General features: G+C 52.3%; 12 protein-coding genes and 1 pseudogene. 3 read left to right on the forward strand and 10 right to left on the reverse strand.

What is annotated here, in order from left to right; genetic code table 11:
• Window positions 1–130: 130 nt before the first annotated feature.
• The gene (locus ACO7SM_RS07410; protein ID WP_192612826.1) at window positions 131–475 is read left to right on the forward strand and encodes a YejG family protein; all 345 of its coding nucleotides are present in this window, start codon (window positions 131–133) and stop codon (window positions 473–475) included.
• A 3-nt stretch (window positions 476–478) separates the two neighbouring features.
• Here ACO7SM_RS07410 and yejF read toward each other — a convergent pair whose 3' ends face one another.
• The 9 genes from yejF to ACO7SM_RS07455 form a co-directional block, all read right to left on the reverse strand.
• A complete protein-coding gene (gene yejF, locus ACO7SM_RS07415) occupies window positions 479–2,068 on the reverse strand; it encodes a microcin C ABC transporter ATP-binding protein YejF (RefSeq protein WP_490470294.1) in 1,590 nt (529 codons plus the stop codon).
• 1 nt (window position 2,069) lies between these two features.
• Window positions 2,070–3,095 carry an ABC transporter permease gene (locus ACO7SM_RS07420; protein ID WP_490470295.1) on the reverse strand — a complete coding sequence of 342 codons (1,026 nt, stop codon included), beginning with the start codon at window positions 3,093–3,095 and terminating at the stop codon, window positions 2,070–2,072.
• On the reverse strand, window positions 3,095–4,189 hold the full coding sequence (locus tag ACO7SM_RS07425) for a microcin C ABC transporter permease YejB (RefSeq protein ID WP_490470296.1): 1,095 nt from the start codon (window positions 4,187–4,189) through the stop codon (window positions 3,095–3,097). The genes ACO7SM_RS07420 and ACO7SM_RS07425 overlap by 1 nt, the downstream gene beginning before the upstream one ends.
• Window positions 4,190–6,004, reverse strand: coding sequence for an extracellular solute-binding protein (locus tag ACO7SM_RS07430; protein ID WP_490470297.1), 1,815 nt, complete (start codon window positions 6,002–6,004; stop codon window positions 4,190–4,192). It lies immediately after the preceding gene.
• Window positions 6,005–6,114: 110 nt separating this feature from the next.
• Entirely contained in the window at window positions 6,115–7,671 is a 1,557-nt protein-coding gene (locus tag ACO7SM_RS07435) for a cyclic di-GMP phosphodiesterase (protein ID WP_490470298.1), read from the reverse strand.
• A 189-nt stretch (window positions 7,672–7,860) separates the two neighbouring features.
• Window positions 7,861–8,430: a bifunctional murein DD-endopeptidase/murein LD-carboxypeptidase gene (gene mepS / locus ACO7SM_RS07440; RefSeq protein WP_490470299.1), complete on the reverse strand. Its 570-nt coding sequence runs from the start codon at window positions 8,428–8,430 to the stop codon at window positions 7,861–7,863.
• A gap of 417 nt (window positions 8,431–8,847) precedes the next feature.
• Window positions 8,848–9,561, reverse strand: coding sequence for a phosphatase PAP2 family protein (locus ACO7SM_RS07445; protein ID WP_490470889.1), 714 nt, complete (start codon window positions 9,559–9,561; stop codon window positions 8,848–8,850).
• A 34-nt stretch (window positions 9,562–9,595) separates the two neighbouring features.
• The gene (locus tag ACO7SM_RS07450) at window positions 9,596–10,582 is read right to left on the reverse strand and encodes a CobW family GTP-binding protein (protein ID WP_490470300.1); all 987 of its coding nucleotides are present in this window, start codon (window positions 10,580–10,582) and stop codon (window positions 9,596–9,598) included.
• Window positions 10,583–10,701: 119 nt separating this feature from the next.
• On the reverse strand, window positions 10,702–12,168 hold the full coding sequence (locus ACO7SM_RS07455) for a mannitol dehydrogenase family protein (protein WP_490470301.1): 1,467 nt from the start codon (window positions 12,166–12,168) through the stop codon (window positions 10,702–10,704).
• Window positions 12,169–12,372: 204 nt separating this feature from the next.
• Here ACO7SM_RS07455 and uxuA point away from each other — a divergent pair, with 204 nt between their 5' ends.
• Window positions 12,373–13,563, forward strand: a complete 1,191-nt coding sequence (uxuA, locus tag ACO7SM_RS07460; protein WP_490470302.1) for a mannonate dehydratase — start codon at window positions 12,373–12,375, stop codon at window positions 13,561–13,563.
• A gap of 66 nt (window positions 13,564–13,629) precedes the next feature.
• Here uxuA and yeiP read toward each other — a convergent pair whose 3' ends face one another.
• Window positions 13,630–14,202, reverse strand: a complete 573-nt coding sequence (yeiP, locus tag ACO7SM_RS07465) for an elongation factor P-like protein YeiP (RefSeq protein ID WP_203360641.1) — start codon at window positions 14,200–14,202, stop codon at window positions 13,630–13,632.
• 153 nt (window positions 14,203–14,355) lie between these two features.
• Between yeiP and ACO7SM_RS07470 the strand changes: the two are divergent.
• Window positions 14,356–14,439, forward strand: a pseudogene (locus tag ACO7SM_RS07470) (YkgJ family cysteine cluster protein); the annotation flags it as partial.
• Window positions 14,440–14,443: the final 4 nt, after the last annotated feature.

Genomic DNA, 14,443 nt, shown 5'->3' on the forward strand with positions numbered 1-14,443 from the left:
CTAATCGGCAGTATAAGCCGCACGAGTCGTGGATACCGGCGTTTTCGATCCGTTTAAGGACGGGTTGTCAATGATGTGTTAAAATGGATGTAAATAAATTGTGAAGTTATTGTGCTTCCGGGGAATAAAAGTGAATACATTACAGCTCTCAATCGTTCATCGCTTGCCACAGAACTATCGTTGGTCAGCGGGTTTTGCAGGTTCGAAAGTTGAACCGATTCCGCAGAATGGCCAGAGCACCGAAAACAGCCTGGTGGCGCTTAAATTACTGAGCCCGGACGGCGACAGCGCATGGCCGGTGATGCACAAACTCAGTCAGGCACTGAGCGATATCGAAGTTCCTTGTTCTGTACTGGAATGCGAAGGCGAACCTTGCCTGTTCGTTAACCGTCAGGATGAGTTCGCCGCGACCTGTCGCCTGAAAAATTTTGGTGTTGCCATTGCTGAGCCTTTTTCAAACAACAATCCATTTTGAGCGTCAGCTTAGCGCGAGTAACTGACGCGTATACGCTTGCTGCGGTGCGGTAAACACCTGCTCGCATTGCCCTTGCTCTACAACTTCTCCTTGTCGCAGCACAATAACCTGATGGCACAATGCGCGCACAACGTGCAAGTCGTGGCTAATGAAAATATAGGCCAGGCGATGCTTTTGCTGTAGCGACTTCAATAGCGCCAGAATTTGCGCCTGGACAGTCTTATCCAGTGAAGAGGTGGGTTCGTCCAGAACGATCAGCGAGGGCTTCAAAATTAACGCCCTGGCAATAGCAATTCGCTGACGTTGGCCGCCGGAAAACTCCGCGGGGTAGCGATGACGGGTTTCGCCGTCCAGACCGACTTCCGCCATCACCGATATGACCTGCTGTTCGCGTTGTTGTGCTGAAAGCGCGGGCTGGTGGACGCGTAACCCTTCTTCGATAATTTGCAACACGCTGAGCCGTGGATTCAGGGACGAGTTCGGATCCTGAAAAACCACCTGAATACGGTGACGCACCGGTAAAAGCTGGCGGCGGCTTAAGTTATGCAACGGCTGACCATCAAACACAATGCGACCCTGCGAGGCGATTAACCGCAAAAGCGCCAGGCCGGTGGTACTTTTGCCAGAGCCGGATTCACCGACCAGTCCCAGCGTTTCTCCGGGTTGCAGACTGAAACTGATGTTTTTGACCACTTCGTTATTGTCGACAACGCGTTTTAAAATTCCTTTACGAATCGGGAAGGCGACGCGGAGTTGCTCGACTTCGAGCAGCGGCGTCTGTTGGGCGGATAACGGCACCGGATCGCCAGACGGCTCGCTGTTTAACAATTTTTGCGTGTACGGATGACCAGGGGCACTAAGCAACGGCTGTGCGCGGTTTTGCTCGACGCATTGACCGTTTTGCATCACGGCGATGGTGTCGGCCAGCTTCTTCACAATACTCAGATTATGGGTAATAAACAGCATTCCCATATTCAACTCGCGCTGCAATTCACGTAACAGTTGCAGGATTTGCGCCTGTACCGAGACGTCCAGCGCTGTAGTCGGCTCATCGGCAATCAGCAGCTCTGGTCGGGTTAACAGCGCCATAGCGATCATCACGCGCTGACGCTCGCCGCCAGAAAGCTGGTGGGGATAATCTCCCAACCGCCGTGCCGCGTGACGAATACCGACGCGATCCAGACAGCTCAGGATTTCGCCTCTGGCGGCTTCCCGGCGCATACCCCGGTGTAAAGAGAGCACCTCATAGAGCTGCTTTTCCAGGGAGTGCAGGGGATTGAGCGACACCATCGGTTCCTGGAAAATCATGGCTACCTTATTCCCGCGCACGCCGCGCAGGGTGTGCTCGCTGGCATTCAGCAGCGACTCGCCATGAAAACGAATATCGCCAGCAAGATATACTGCGGGTGGCGAAGGCAGCAGGCGCAAAATAGACAGCGCGGTGACGCTTTTCCCCGAGCCAGACTCGCCAACCAGCGCCAGCGTTTCGCCTGCCTCAACGCACAGAGATACATCGTTAACCACCGTGCGTACGATCCCTTGCTTGCTAAAACCGACCGATAAACGATCTATCGCTAACAGAGGTTGCGTCATGCTATACCGCCTTGTTGGGATCAAACGCGTCGCGCACGGCTTCGCCAATAAAAATCAGCAGCGACAGTAGCACCGCCACCGACAAGAATGCGGTGATCCCGAGCCACGGTGCCTGCAGGTTATTTTTGCCTTGCAGGAGTAATTCACCGAGAGAGGGTGATCCCAGCGGTAAACCAAACCCCAGGAAATCGAGCGATGTCAGCGTGGTAATTGAGCTGCACAAAATAAAGGGGATAAAGGTCAGCGTGGCGACCATCGCGTTGGGCAGCATATGACGCAGAATGATGTTGCGATCGCTGACGCCTAACGCCTGTGCCGCGCGAATGTAGTCGAAATTGCGGGTACGCAAAAACTCCGCGCGCACCACCCCGACAAGGCTCATCCAGCCAAAGATAACGGTAATCGCCAGCAGCCACCAAAAGTTGGGCTGCACGACGCTTGAGAGGAGAATAATCAGAAACAGCGTTGGCATTCCAGACCAGACTTCGATTAAACGCTGCCCCCACAGATCGACTTTTCCCCCGTAATATCCCTGTAAGGCACCGGCCAGAACCCCCATGATGCTGGAGCAAAGGGTGAGCATCAGCCCGAATAGGATGGAGATACGCGTGCCATAAAGGATCCGCGCCAGCACATCGCCGCCGTTGGCGTCAGTTCCCAGCCAGTTTTGCGTGGACGGTGGCGACGGGAAGGGCTGTTTGGTCGCAAAATTAATGCTGTTGGCGCCGAATCTGACAGGTGCCCACAGCGCCCAACCCCGCTGCTCAAGCTGCTGTTGCAGCCAGGGATCCTGATAGTCCGCCTGGGTCGCAAACGGCCCGCCAAAATCGCTTTCACTGTAATTTTTTACCAGCGGGAAATACCAGCTTCCGTCATAGCGAATCAACAGCGGCTTATCATTGGCGATGAGCTCAGAGCACAGACTCAGGCTGAAGAGCACAAGGAAAATCCACAGTGACCAGTAGCCCCGACGATTGTGGCGAAAACGCGCCCAGCGGGCCTGGTTTACAGGGCTTAATCGCGGCATTAGCGTCCCTCAAAATCAATACGTGGATCAACCAGCGTATAGCTGATATCGCTGAGGATGTTCAGCAGCAAGCCGATCAGGGTGAAAATATACAACGTGCCAAACATCACCGGGTAGTCACGGGATACGGTCGCTTCGTAGCCCAGTAATCCCAGTCCATTTAATGAGAACATCACCTCAATCAGCAGTGAGCCGGTGAAAAACATGCTGATAAATGTGGCCGGAAAACCGGCAATGACCAGCAGCATGGCGTTGCGAAACACGTGCTTCCACAAAATGTTTTTTTCGCTGACGCCTTTGGCGCGCGCCGTGACAACGTATTGTTTGCGAACCTCATCAAGAAACGAATTCTTTGTAAGCATCGTCAGGGCGGCAAAACCGCCAATCACGGTCGCCAGCACCGGCAACGCGATATGCCAGAGATAATCAGTGATTTTTTGATACCAGGGCAGCGAGTCAAAATTGGCGGAGACTAGCCCCCGCAGCGGGAACAGGTCGTAGTAGCTGCCGCCGGCAAAGAAAACAATCAGAAGAATGGCGAACAGAAACGCAGGGATGGCGTAGCCGATGATGATAAAGGCGCTGCTCCACACATCAAATCGGCTGCCGTTATGGACTGCTTTACGGATGCCCAGCGGTATCGACACCAGATAGATGATGAGCGTACTCCATAAGCCTAACGTGATGGAAACGGGCAGGCTGTCTTTAATGAGCGTCAACACGGAAGCACTGCGAAACAGGCTGTCGCCAAAATCAAAGCGAACGTAGTTCCACAACATGGTGAAGTAACGTTCGTGAAGCGGTTTATCAAAGCCGTAACGTTTTGTAATTTCTGCAATCACTTCAGGGTCAAGTCCGCGACCCCCACGGTATTGGCTGTCGCTGATATTGCCAACCCCGGTCTGCGCGTGGCTGGCGCGTAAACCTTCGCCTCCGGTACCGGGTAATGCGCCTGACTGACCGAATTCAATCGCGGCAATGGCCTGATCAACCGGCCCTCCCGGCGCAATCTGCACGATAAAAAAGTTGATGGTGATGATGGCCCAGAGGGTGGGGATCACCAGCAACAAGCGTCGAATCAGATAGGCGCCCATTTACTCTCCTTGCCGTCTGGCTGCCGGAAGTTTCGCGGCTTTATTGACGTCATACCACCAGGTGTCCAGCCCAAGGGTATAAATGGGACGGATAGCCGGATGAGAGAATTTGTCCCACCAGGCCAGTCTGTCTTCCGCCATATACCACATCGGCAGCATGTAGTAATTCCACGTCAGCACCCGATCCAGCGCCCGCCCCAGCGGAACCAGTTTGGCTTTATTGCCTTGCGCTGCAATGATCTGCGCAATCAGCTTATCAATCACCGGACTTTGCACGCCGGGGGAGTTATAGCTGGAATCAATATACTCAGAGGCCCAGGAAATTTGCAGATCGGAACTGGGCCACGGCATGGCGCGCCACAACCGCGGCATCATGTCATAGTCACGGCTGCGCATGCGATTGGTTATCTGAGAATTGTCGACCTGGCGGATTTCCATCGTAATGCCCAGGCGTTGCAGATTGTGCTGGAAGGGCAGAACCCACTGGCTGTTTCCCCCCGCCGGAAGCAGCAGTTCAAACGTGAGCGGTTTGCCGGTCGTACTGTTGATACGCTGTTGTCCTTTTAGAATCCATCCCGCCTGAGTGAGCAGCTCTCCGGCTTTCAGCAGGTTTTCACGGTTGTAACCATCACCACGTGACACCGGAGGATGGTAAATCTGGCTGAAGACTTCTGGCGGCAGATCGTTTTTCATCGGGGCGAGCAGGACTAACTCATCCGCATCAGGATACTGGCTGGCGGCATATTCGGTATTCTGGAAATAGCTGCTTGTGCGGCTCCAGGCATTATAAAACAACGCCTTATTCATCCATTCAAAATCAAAGGCGAGGGTGATGGCTTCACGCACCCGCCTTTCCTGAAACACCGGGCGCTGAATGTTAAACGCCAGCCAGCGGGTGTCCTGCGCAGACGCATTCTTCTGTTCTTCTTTGACGATGTAATGATTGGCGAAATTTTTACCGGTATAACGGGTCGCCCAGTTTTTAGCATCGTTTTCCAGTCGCAGGTCAAACGCTCCGGCTTTAAACGCTTCGAATGCCACATTGTCATCCAGATAGTAGTCGTAGCGAATGGTATCGAGATTCCAGCGCCCACGGTTTACCGGCAGACTGGCTGCCCAGTAATCTTTAACGCGAGAATAGACAATGTACTGACCCATTTTCCACTGGGTAATGCGGTACGGGCCGCTGGCGAGTGGAGGGGAAGAGAGCGGGTCGCTGAGCTTATGATTTTTCCAGAATTTTTCCGGCATGATGGGTAAAGAAAACAGACTGAGCATATCTTCTTTGCCGGGTTTGGCGAGCTCAATGCGCACGGTGAGGGGCGCGATGGCTTTGACGGTCGTTCCTTTGTACACCAGACGGAACTGCGGCACCCCTTCGGTCATAAATTTATGGAAGGTGAATGCAACGTCGCTGGCGGTGACTGGCGAGCCATCATGAAAACGTGCGCGCGGATTAATGGCGATTTCCACCCATGAATAATCGTCCGCGTAACGGGCTTTTTCGGCAACCAGCGGGTAGTAGCTTCCGGGTTCGTCATCAGAGGTGGTAAACAGCGTGTCATAGAGTGAGTCGGTGCGAACGCCCGGGTTTCCACGCAAAGAATAACGGTTGAAGTTATCAAATGTGCCAACGGCAGATAGCGTCATTTGACCGCCTTTCGGCGCGGCGGGATTCACATAATCAAAGTGTTCAAAGTTGATAGCGTATTTCGGTTCACCCAACACGGCAAAGGCGTAACTTTCTTTAATGGTCTGAGCCTGGACGCTGAAACTCAACAGGGCGACAAACAACATGATTACGCGAGTCATCATTTAGGCGTGATTTCCTCTTTTCAGCACCTGCCACTGCCCGGCAAGCATCATGACTGAATAATAAGTGACGTAGCGCGCATTGTGAATCCATTCGACGCAGCAGGCTGTCGTTACCCTCTGGGCGTAGGGGAAACGGCAAGCCAGAGTAAGAAATCGTCCAGCGGTAAAGGTCGGCTTATCCAGTATCCCTGGAGGAAATTAACCCCGTGGTCGCGCAGCCATTTTGCCTGCTCAGGGGTTTCAACGCCTTCTGCGACGGTAAGCATATTCAGACGTTTAGAGAGCATCAGTACGGCATCCAGCACCGGAGAGGTGACGGTTTCCGTACCAATGGCATTGACGAAGCCGCGATCGATTTTCAGGTAGTCCAGCGTGAAGCGTTCCAGATAAATCAGCGCGCTATGGCCTGTCCCGAAATCATCAATGGCAATTTCGAATCCTGCAGCATGCAGCCAATCAAACAGTTTTGTGGCTTCCTGGTGTTTGAGCATGTCGCGTTCCGTCATTTCCAGCACTATCTGAAAATGATGCGGCGGTAAGGATGCCCCCAGGCGGCGAATATCTTCTTTAAAGCTCTCGCTGTGCAGATGATCCGGCGCAATATTGATGCCAAACTTCGTGCCAACGGGGAGCGCTTTTTGCAGTGCAGGCGCGTCGCGGGCAATCAACTCGAACAGGTGTTGTGTCAGCGGAACAATCAGTTGCTGCGTTTCTGCATAATGGATAAAGACATCAGGCGGAATTTCACCGGCAGACGGATGGCGCCAGCGTAAGAGCACTTCCAGACCGGTAACTTTCAGGGTTTTCGTCTCTACGACGGGTTGGTAAACCACATAAAACTGATTGCGTTTGATGGCCGTCAGAAGCTCTTTTCCGGGGCGCATCCGGATAGAGTTGATGTAGTAACAGAGCAAGCCCGCAATAATCCCCCCCATACACCCCAGCATCAGGGCATACCACAAGTCGGTATAGGTCCATTTGTTCGCATACAGGCGAACTTTCAGGGGGACGCCTTCCACCGAGGCTTCACGGATTGGCGTGTCCGTCAGCTCGTTTAATGTCATTAAATGGGTGGAAAACGTTGAGAGGACGGTGTTACCCACAATCAGTGCGATGCCGTCAAAATCTTCCTGTCGCGAGGTGTACAACAGATAAGGCGTCAGATTGATATTGAGTGAGGTGAATACCCCGCTTTCCGGTAACAAAGGATTCTGGTACCAGAGCGCCATGGCGGGTTTATCCGGCATCATCGGGGTGCCTGGCAGAATGGCCATGTCGATTTTTTTTCGTGTGTCGAGGTCAGGCACCAGTTCTTTTAGCGCGGTGTTCATCGATCCGGTGGCTGAGGAACAGAATGCTTTTTTATCTTTGATAAGCAAAAAGGCGCGCACGTTAAGGCTAAATGCCGCGCGGGAGGTCAGTTCTGCAGAGACTTGCTGACAGGTATTTAACGTCAGCGGCTGGAGCTGGTCGGTGGTAGCTTTGAGGTCAGCAAAGTAGCTCACCAGGTAGTGTTGTACATCTGAAATCAGGGTGTCGTATTTGACTTCGCGTTTGTGCCATGCCATTAAAAACTGCAGGCTGCTGATGAGCAATGCGACCACAATCCCCGTCGCTACACAGGTGAGCAGGATTTTTCTACCGGACGAGGCGCTGCTTGTGAACATATTTCCTGGTTTACCTGATAGGGCTGCTTAATATTAAACCAATTGATTTGCAAGACTATAGCCTGAAACACTTCTCATAGTCATGCTTTTCTGCGGGGCATTACGACAGCGCAAAAAAAAGCACTGCGTTTGCAGTGCTTTTTTATGTGTCTCGTCAGGATAGCCAAGGGATAGCTTTCAAACGAACGGTTAACTGCGGCTCAGAACCCGGCGTGCTTCGTTGTAACGTTTTTTCCAGTAAGGCTCGTTCATACTGGAGATAATCACGCCGCTGCTGGTTGAAGCATGAACAAACTGGTTGTTGCCGATGTAAATACCGACATGACGACCGGTTGAACCTGCCCGGAACAGCACCAGATCGCCGGTGCGCAGATTGCTGCGCGAAACGGATTTACCCGTTTCCTGTTGCTCGTAGGTTGAGCGTGGAAGCTCTAAACCAAATTGTTCACGGAATGTACGCTGTACAAAGCTGGAACAATCAATGCCTTTTTTGGTGCTGCCGCCAAGGCGGTAACGCACACCTTTCCAGTCAGCATACTGATCCATAATCCGCGATTTCACATCGAGGTTACGAACCATATTTTCAAATTCATCCTGAGAGGCTTGCAGTGAAGAGTTATCTCCATTACCCACAGCAAGCGTCTCAGAATGCATATTTTTCGCGGTGTTCGTTGTCGTACATGCAGAGAGCAGAATCGCCACTGCTATCGCGGGAATTCCCCGCAAGATATATCTCAAAATCGGTTGAGATCTGACCATTTTGTTTGTTTTCCCTTGAAGTCCTTAACGATAAATATCGTTATAAAAAATGCCAAACGTGACGAGACTAATTACCTACGCATGATGAAACAATTCCTTAAGGTCAAAACTGTGGCAGAACGCACAATTTTATTCATAACGAGAATAATGACCAGGCGAGGCAAAACGAGTTCGAGATTACCCGATCACTCCTGCTATTGCGAGCGTTTTTACGTGATTTTTTATAAGAAAAAGTGATACGGAAAGTGAAAAAACGGCATTGAACAAATTAAGTACAACTGGGGTAAAAAATAGGCAATCGACTAATTTATAACGGGAATATGATGGCTCATTGGATGATAGTTTCAGTGATGAATTATCCAGATTTACCCTCGGGAGATAAGAACATTTCCTGATAGTGATGTTAATTACCGTGAGTTATTTGTTTAAAATTTGTTTGTTTTCGCCCGGGAGGTAGTGATCAAATAAGAAAATAACGCGATCGCTTAATGACGTCATTAACCACCACGGTAATCCAATCAGTACCACCGTCAGCGAACCCACGACGATATCTGTCAGCCAGTGAGCGCCAATCATCACCCGGGGAAAAGCAAAAACCACAAATATAATAAGGGCGGTAATGCCTGCGATTTTTCCGAAATATCGCAGCATGAATGCCGAAAAAATAAGCAACATCATTCCATGATCGCCGGGAAAACTGTCTCTGGAAGCATCCTTGGTGGGAATATTCAACAGTTCGCTCACGCGATAGATATTATCAAATGTGAGCGTCGGGCTGGCGCGTTTAACCGGAATAAGCGTCTGACCAAGTTGATTTAGCACGACGGCGGTTAACAGCATGACCAGGCCCATAATGACGATATGCCGACGGCCCGTCGGTGTCTCTTTTAGCCAAAAGCGCAACATCAGACATCCCATCGCCAGCAGCGAACAGCCGTCGAACGCCCGATTGTTGGTAATGGCGACCACCCACAGAAATGCGCGATTTTCACCCAGCGAGTGGTTGAAAAAACGAAAGATCTCGACGTCGAAGACGGCCCAGAACCCGTGGTTTTCAGGCAGATACCATGACAAAAACAACGCCAGTCCCGCGAGATTCAGCAGGAGTATGTGGGGATAGCGGGTTTTCATCATCGTTTCGCCGTTCAAAAAATCGGAAGCAACCTTACGTGCTTTCGGCTAAACGAAGCTTCAATAATGCCGTCTGAAGCGCATTCCAGTCGGTATCTGAGTTAGTGATAAGCTCAATTCGACTGTCTGGCGGGGCGACATTTTGCGTCTCAATGTGCAGGTCATCCCCCTGACGGTTAATGCGCACCAATCCTTCTTTTATACGCATCACGCCTTTGACGCGCGCCACGGGCGCAAGGCGAGCCCATTCCAGCAGGCCAATGGTGTCGAATACGGTATCCGCATCGAAAATCCAGCCGCAGGCCTGGTGACCCTGACCACTGTTCAGGCTACGACGCCAGCGCTGTTGCGCCGGCAAACTCAGCGCCGCAAGCCCCTTTTTGTCAGCATGCGGGTGAGCGTGCGCGGCACTGGAGGGCAGTTCTGCCAGGTTTACCCGGGGTAAGTCCAGCCAATGGCCCTCTATTTTCCCCTGTTCGGTATGGATCAACTGACGATGACCGCCGTACTGTTGCCACCAGGCGTGCAGCGCAGCCTGGCTTTCGGGCGTGGCGCGATCGGACTTGTTCGCCACAATGATATCCGCTGCCGCCAGTTGATCGCGGAAGTTCTCGTTGGTCACGCTTTTTTCATCCAGTAAAAGGCGGGGATCAAGTACGCAAAGCGTGGCGCGAAGATCGATCCACGGCTCATAAACAGGCGCGGTGAGCAGATCCAGAATCTGTTTGGGATGGCCAAGTCCCGTAGGTTCAATCAGTAACCGATCGGGTTTACCCTGACGCAGCAGCGTATTCAGCCCAACCTGCATTGGCAGGCCGTTCACGCAACACATGCAACCCCCTGGGATCTCTTTCAACAGCGCGCCACTGTCGGCGAGCAGGGCGCCATCGATGCCGACTTCACCAAACTCATTGACCAGCACAGCCCATTTTTCCGCCGGGTCTTTATTCGCTAATAGATGAAGAATGGAAGTGGTTTTTCCGCTACCGAGAAAACCGGTAATGAGGTTGGTTTTGGTCACATCTGCTCCAGAATGATTCGATACCCTAACGGTTTCCCGTCATCCTGGCGAAAAAAAGAGAAAAAGAGAAGAGGAGAGCGGGTGAAGAAACTCATCACCCGCCTTAATGGCAGCAATTGCTAATTATTTAACGTATCAATGATGGCCTGATGCGCTCCGTGTTGCGCGATACGTTGCCAGGCGTGTTCAATCGCCTGCACAAATTGCGGGTTTTGCATGAGGTCGGCCGCAAAAATTTCGTGCAATGAAAGTAACGCGGCCACTCGTTGCGTCTCGGGGGTGTTTTCTACAATGGCGCGGATTTTTTCGCTCATCGGGTCGCGAACATCAATTGCGGCTCCTGCATCATCCACCCCGCTGACATAACGCATCCAGCCAGCGACGCCCAGCGCCAGCAACGGCCAGTCACTTTGACGCGCCAAATGCACGCGAATGCCTTCCAGCATACGCTGGGGCAGCTTTTGGCTGCCGTCCATCGCTATCTGCCAGGTTTTGTGTTTTAGCGCCGGGTTAGCAAAACGTTCGAGCAGGCTGTCGGCATACTGCGCAAGATCAACATTGGTGATGCGCAATGTCGGCGCCTGCTCCTGCATCATCAAACGGGATGCGGCTTCGCGAAATGCGTTGTCCTGCATGCAGTCGCTGATGTGCTGGAATCCTGCCAAATAACCGAGATAGGCCAGAAACGAGTGGCTGCCATTCAGCATGCGTAATTTCATCTGTTCCCACGGCAGAACATCCGTCACCATCTGCACGCCAGCGGCTTCCCACTGCGGGCGACCGGCGACAAAGTTGTCTTCGATGACCCACTGGATGAAAGGCTCACAACTGATTGCGCAGGGATCCGGCACGCCCAGTTCGCGGGTAATTTCTTCCAGCGATTCGGGGGTGGCGGCAGGCACAATTCTGTCCACCATGGTGCCAGGAAAACTGACCTGTTCCTCAATCCATTTTGCCAGTTCTGCAGAACGTTTTGCCGCCATGCCCAGCACGGCGTTTTTCACGATATGGCCGTTGTCCGGGATGTTATCGCACGAAAGCACGGTAAAGGGCTTCAGCCCGCGCTCACGTCTGCGGTGCAGGGCTTCAACGAGAATACCTGGCGCTGAATGGGGCGCCGACGGGTTCTGCATATCGTGGAGAATTCGGGCGTTCGTCTCGTCAAGTGAACCGGTTGCCGGATCGATGCAGTAGCCTTTTTCGGTGATCGTCAGCGAAACGATCGCCACCTGCGGTTCACAAAATTTTTCGATAATCGCGGCAAGTGAATCCAGTTTGGCGTTCAAACACGCATTAACGGCGCCGATAACAATGGCCTGGTTGCCGTGTGCGCCTTTTTCCAGCACGGTATAGAGGTGATCTTGCGCGCGCAGGTCGCTCATCAACCGATCGCCGCTAAACAGGCTAATCTCACAGATTCCCCAGTCTCCGCCGAGTGAATTCAGAACCCTGTCCGTTAATAACGCCTGATGGGCACGGTGAAAAGCGCCGAAGCCAAAATGGACGATCCGCGTTTGCAACTGCTGGCGGTCGTATTGTGGCAACAGCACATTTTCCGGGAGTCGAACGGAAGCAATAGTCTTCATTAAGCGTACACCTGATTAACCATAAATTAACAACGCCAGTGTAAAGTTATATGACAGAAAGTTGAATTGGTATGCCGTGTTTATCCGGGGAATGTGAGCTGGATCAATCAAACATGGGGGGCGTATTGATCATTAGCGAGATGCATGTATGGTAGTCGTCATGCAGATACATTAATTTGGTATAACAACTTGTGAGGTGAAGCAATGGAACAAACCTGGCGTTGGTACGGGCCTAACGATCCGGTATCACTTGATGATGTGCGTCAGGCTGGCGCAACGGGCGTTGTGACCGCATTGCACCACATTCCGAATGGTGAAGTGTGGCCAGTCGAAGAAATTCAAAAGCGTCAGGCGATTCTGGCGGAAAAAGGATTGACCTGGTCGGTAGTGGAAAGCATCCCGGTGCACGAAGAGATCAAAACCCGCTCCGGGCAATACCAGACGTGGATTGCAAACTATCAGCAGAGTATCCGTAACCTGGCGACGTGCGGGATTGATACTGTGTGCTACAACTTTATGCCGATCCTCGACTGGACGCGCACCGACCTTGAGTATCAGCTACCGGACGGCTCTAAAGCGTTGCGCTTCGACCAGATTGCCTTTGCCGCGTTTGAACTGCACATTCTGAAACGTGAAGGCGCGCAGGCCGATTACACAGAAGAAGAACAGCGTCAGGCGCTGGCGTACTTCAATGCCATGACCGCCGCGGATATTGAGAAGCTGACGCGCAATATTATCGCCGGTTTACCGGGCGCGGAAGAAGGCTACACGCTGGATCAGTTCCGCGCGCGCCTGGCGGAATATGATGGTATCAGCAAAGACGATTTGCGTGACAACATGGCGGTATTCCTGCGCGCAATCGTACCGGTTGCACAAGAGGTGGGAGTACGACTGGCGGTACACCCGGACGATCCGCCGCGCCCAATCCTCGGACTGCCGCGTATTGTCTCTACCATCGAGGACATGCAGTGGTTGAAAGAGACCGTCGACAGCGTTTACAACGGTTTTACGATGTGTACCGGTTCTTACGGTGTGCGTGCTGATAACGATCTGGTGAAAATGATTGAAACCTTCGGCGATCGTATTCATTTTACCCACCTGCGTTCCACATGCCGCGAAGATAATCCGAAAACCTTCCACGAAGGCGCGCATCTGCAAGGCGACGTCGATATGGTTGCCGTGGTTTCGGCGATTTTGACGGAAGAGCAGCGTCGTAAGAAGGCGGGCGATCTGCGTCCCATTCCGATGCGCCCGGATCATGGTCATCAGATGCTTGACGATCTGCACAAGAAAACCAACCCGGGTTACTCTGCGATTGGCCGTCTGAAAGGGCTGGCTGAGGTTCGTGGGGTTGAGCTGGCGTTGAAACAAACGCAGTTCCGCGATCTGCTGTAAATCAACAATAAAAAAGGGACGGTGCTGAATGCGCCGTCCCTTTTTTGCATTTATGGTGCTGCTGACTTAGTCAGCGCGACCCATATAGCGACGTTCTTCAATATGGATGCGGATTTTTTCTCCGGCGCTCAGGTATTCAGGAACCTGAATCACCAGACCCGTGCTCAGCGTCGCGGGCTTGTTGCGGGCACTTGCTGAAGCGCCTTTAATGCCAGGTGCTGTTTCAACAATTTCCAGATCCACCGTCTGCGGCAGTTCAAGCGCCAGCAGTTGTCCATCCCAGGTCAGAACCTGCATATCAGGCATGCCGCCTTCCGGGACGAACAGCAGCTCTTCTTCAATCTGATCTTTGGTGAAGGTATACGGGGTATAGTCTTCTTTATCCATGAACACGTATTCGTTGCCATCGACGTAAGAGAAATCAACGCCGCGACGGCTCAGGGTCACGGTATCCACGATGTCGTCGCCCTTGAAACGTTCTTCGACTTTCAGGCCAGTACGCACATCGGAAAAACGCATCTTGTACAGTGTTGCAGCACCGCGGGCGGAAGGGGACTGAATATCAATATCTTTTACAATCAGCAGCTTGCCATTGTAGTTCAGTACCATACCTTTTTTAATTTCGTTCGCTCTTGGCATCGAAAAAATCCTGTTATGAAGAATGTCAAAAATATCGCGTCAAACTACTCGCGCCCGGTCATTCAGGCAAGCGGAATTCACACTTTTGCTGGTGCAAAAAAGGTGATACTGTTCGCTGCCTTCGATCCGGTGGTTAATAAAAGAGAAAACAGTATGGAATGCCGTCCGGATTGCGGAGCCTGTTGCACGGCCCCTTCGATTTCCAGCCCCATCCCAGGTATGCCAGACGGCAAGCCCAATA

This window comes from Citrobacter sp. LJND-P06, assembly GCF_058188415.1.

What these genes read in the sequence shown, in the direction of transcription:
- mepS (WP_490470299.1), bottom strand. Translation starts at nt 8,430, where the DNA reads ATGGTCAGATCTCAACCGATTTTGAGATATATCTTGCGGGGAATTCCC.
- ACO7SM_RS07445 (WP_490470889.1), bottom strand. Translation starts at nt 9,561, where the DNA reads ATGAAAACCCGCTATCCCCACATACTCCTGCTGAATCTCGCGGGACTG.
- ACO7SM_RS07420 (WP_490470295.1), bottom strand. Translation starts at nt 3,095, where the DNA reads ATGCCGCGATTAAGCCCTGTAAACCAGGCCCGCTGGGCGCGTTTTCGC.
- ACO7SM_RS07455 (WP_490470301.1), bottom strand. Translation starts at nt 12,168, where the DNA reads ATGAAGACTATTGCTTCCGTTCGACTCCCGGAAAATGTGCTGTTGCCA.
- uxuA (WP_490470302.1), top strand. Translation starts at nt 12,373, where the DNA reads ATGGAACAAACCTGGCGTTGGTACGGGCCTAACGATCCGGTATCACTT.
- ACO7SM_RS07425 (WP_490470296.1), bottom strand. Translation starts at nt 4,189, where the DNA reads ATGGGCGCCTATCTGATTCGACGCTTGTTGCTGGTGATCCCCACCCTC.
- yeiP (WP_203360641.1), bottom strand. Translation starts at nt 14,202, where the DNA reads ATGCCAAGAGCGAACGAAATTAAAAAAGGTATGGTACTGAACTACAAT.
- yejF (WP_490470294.1), bottom strand. Translation starts at nt 2,068, where the DNA reads ATGACGCAACCTCTGTTAGCGATAGATCGTTTATCGGTCGGTTTTAGC.
- ACO7SM_RS07430 (WP_490470297.1), bottom strand. Translation starts at nt 6,004, where the DNA reads ATGATGACTCGCGTAATCATGTTGTTTGTCGCCCTGTTGAGTTTCAGC.
- ACO7SM_RS07435 (WP_490470298.1), bottom strand. Translation starts at nt 7,671, where the DNA reads ATGTTCACAAGCAGCGCCTCGTCCGGTAGAAAAATCCTGCTCACCTGT.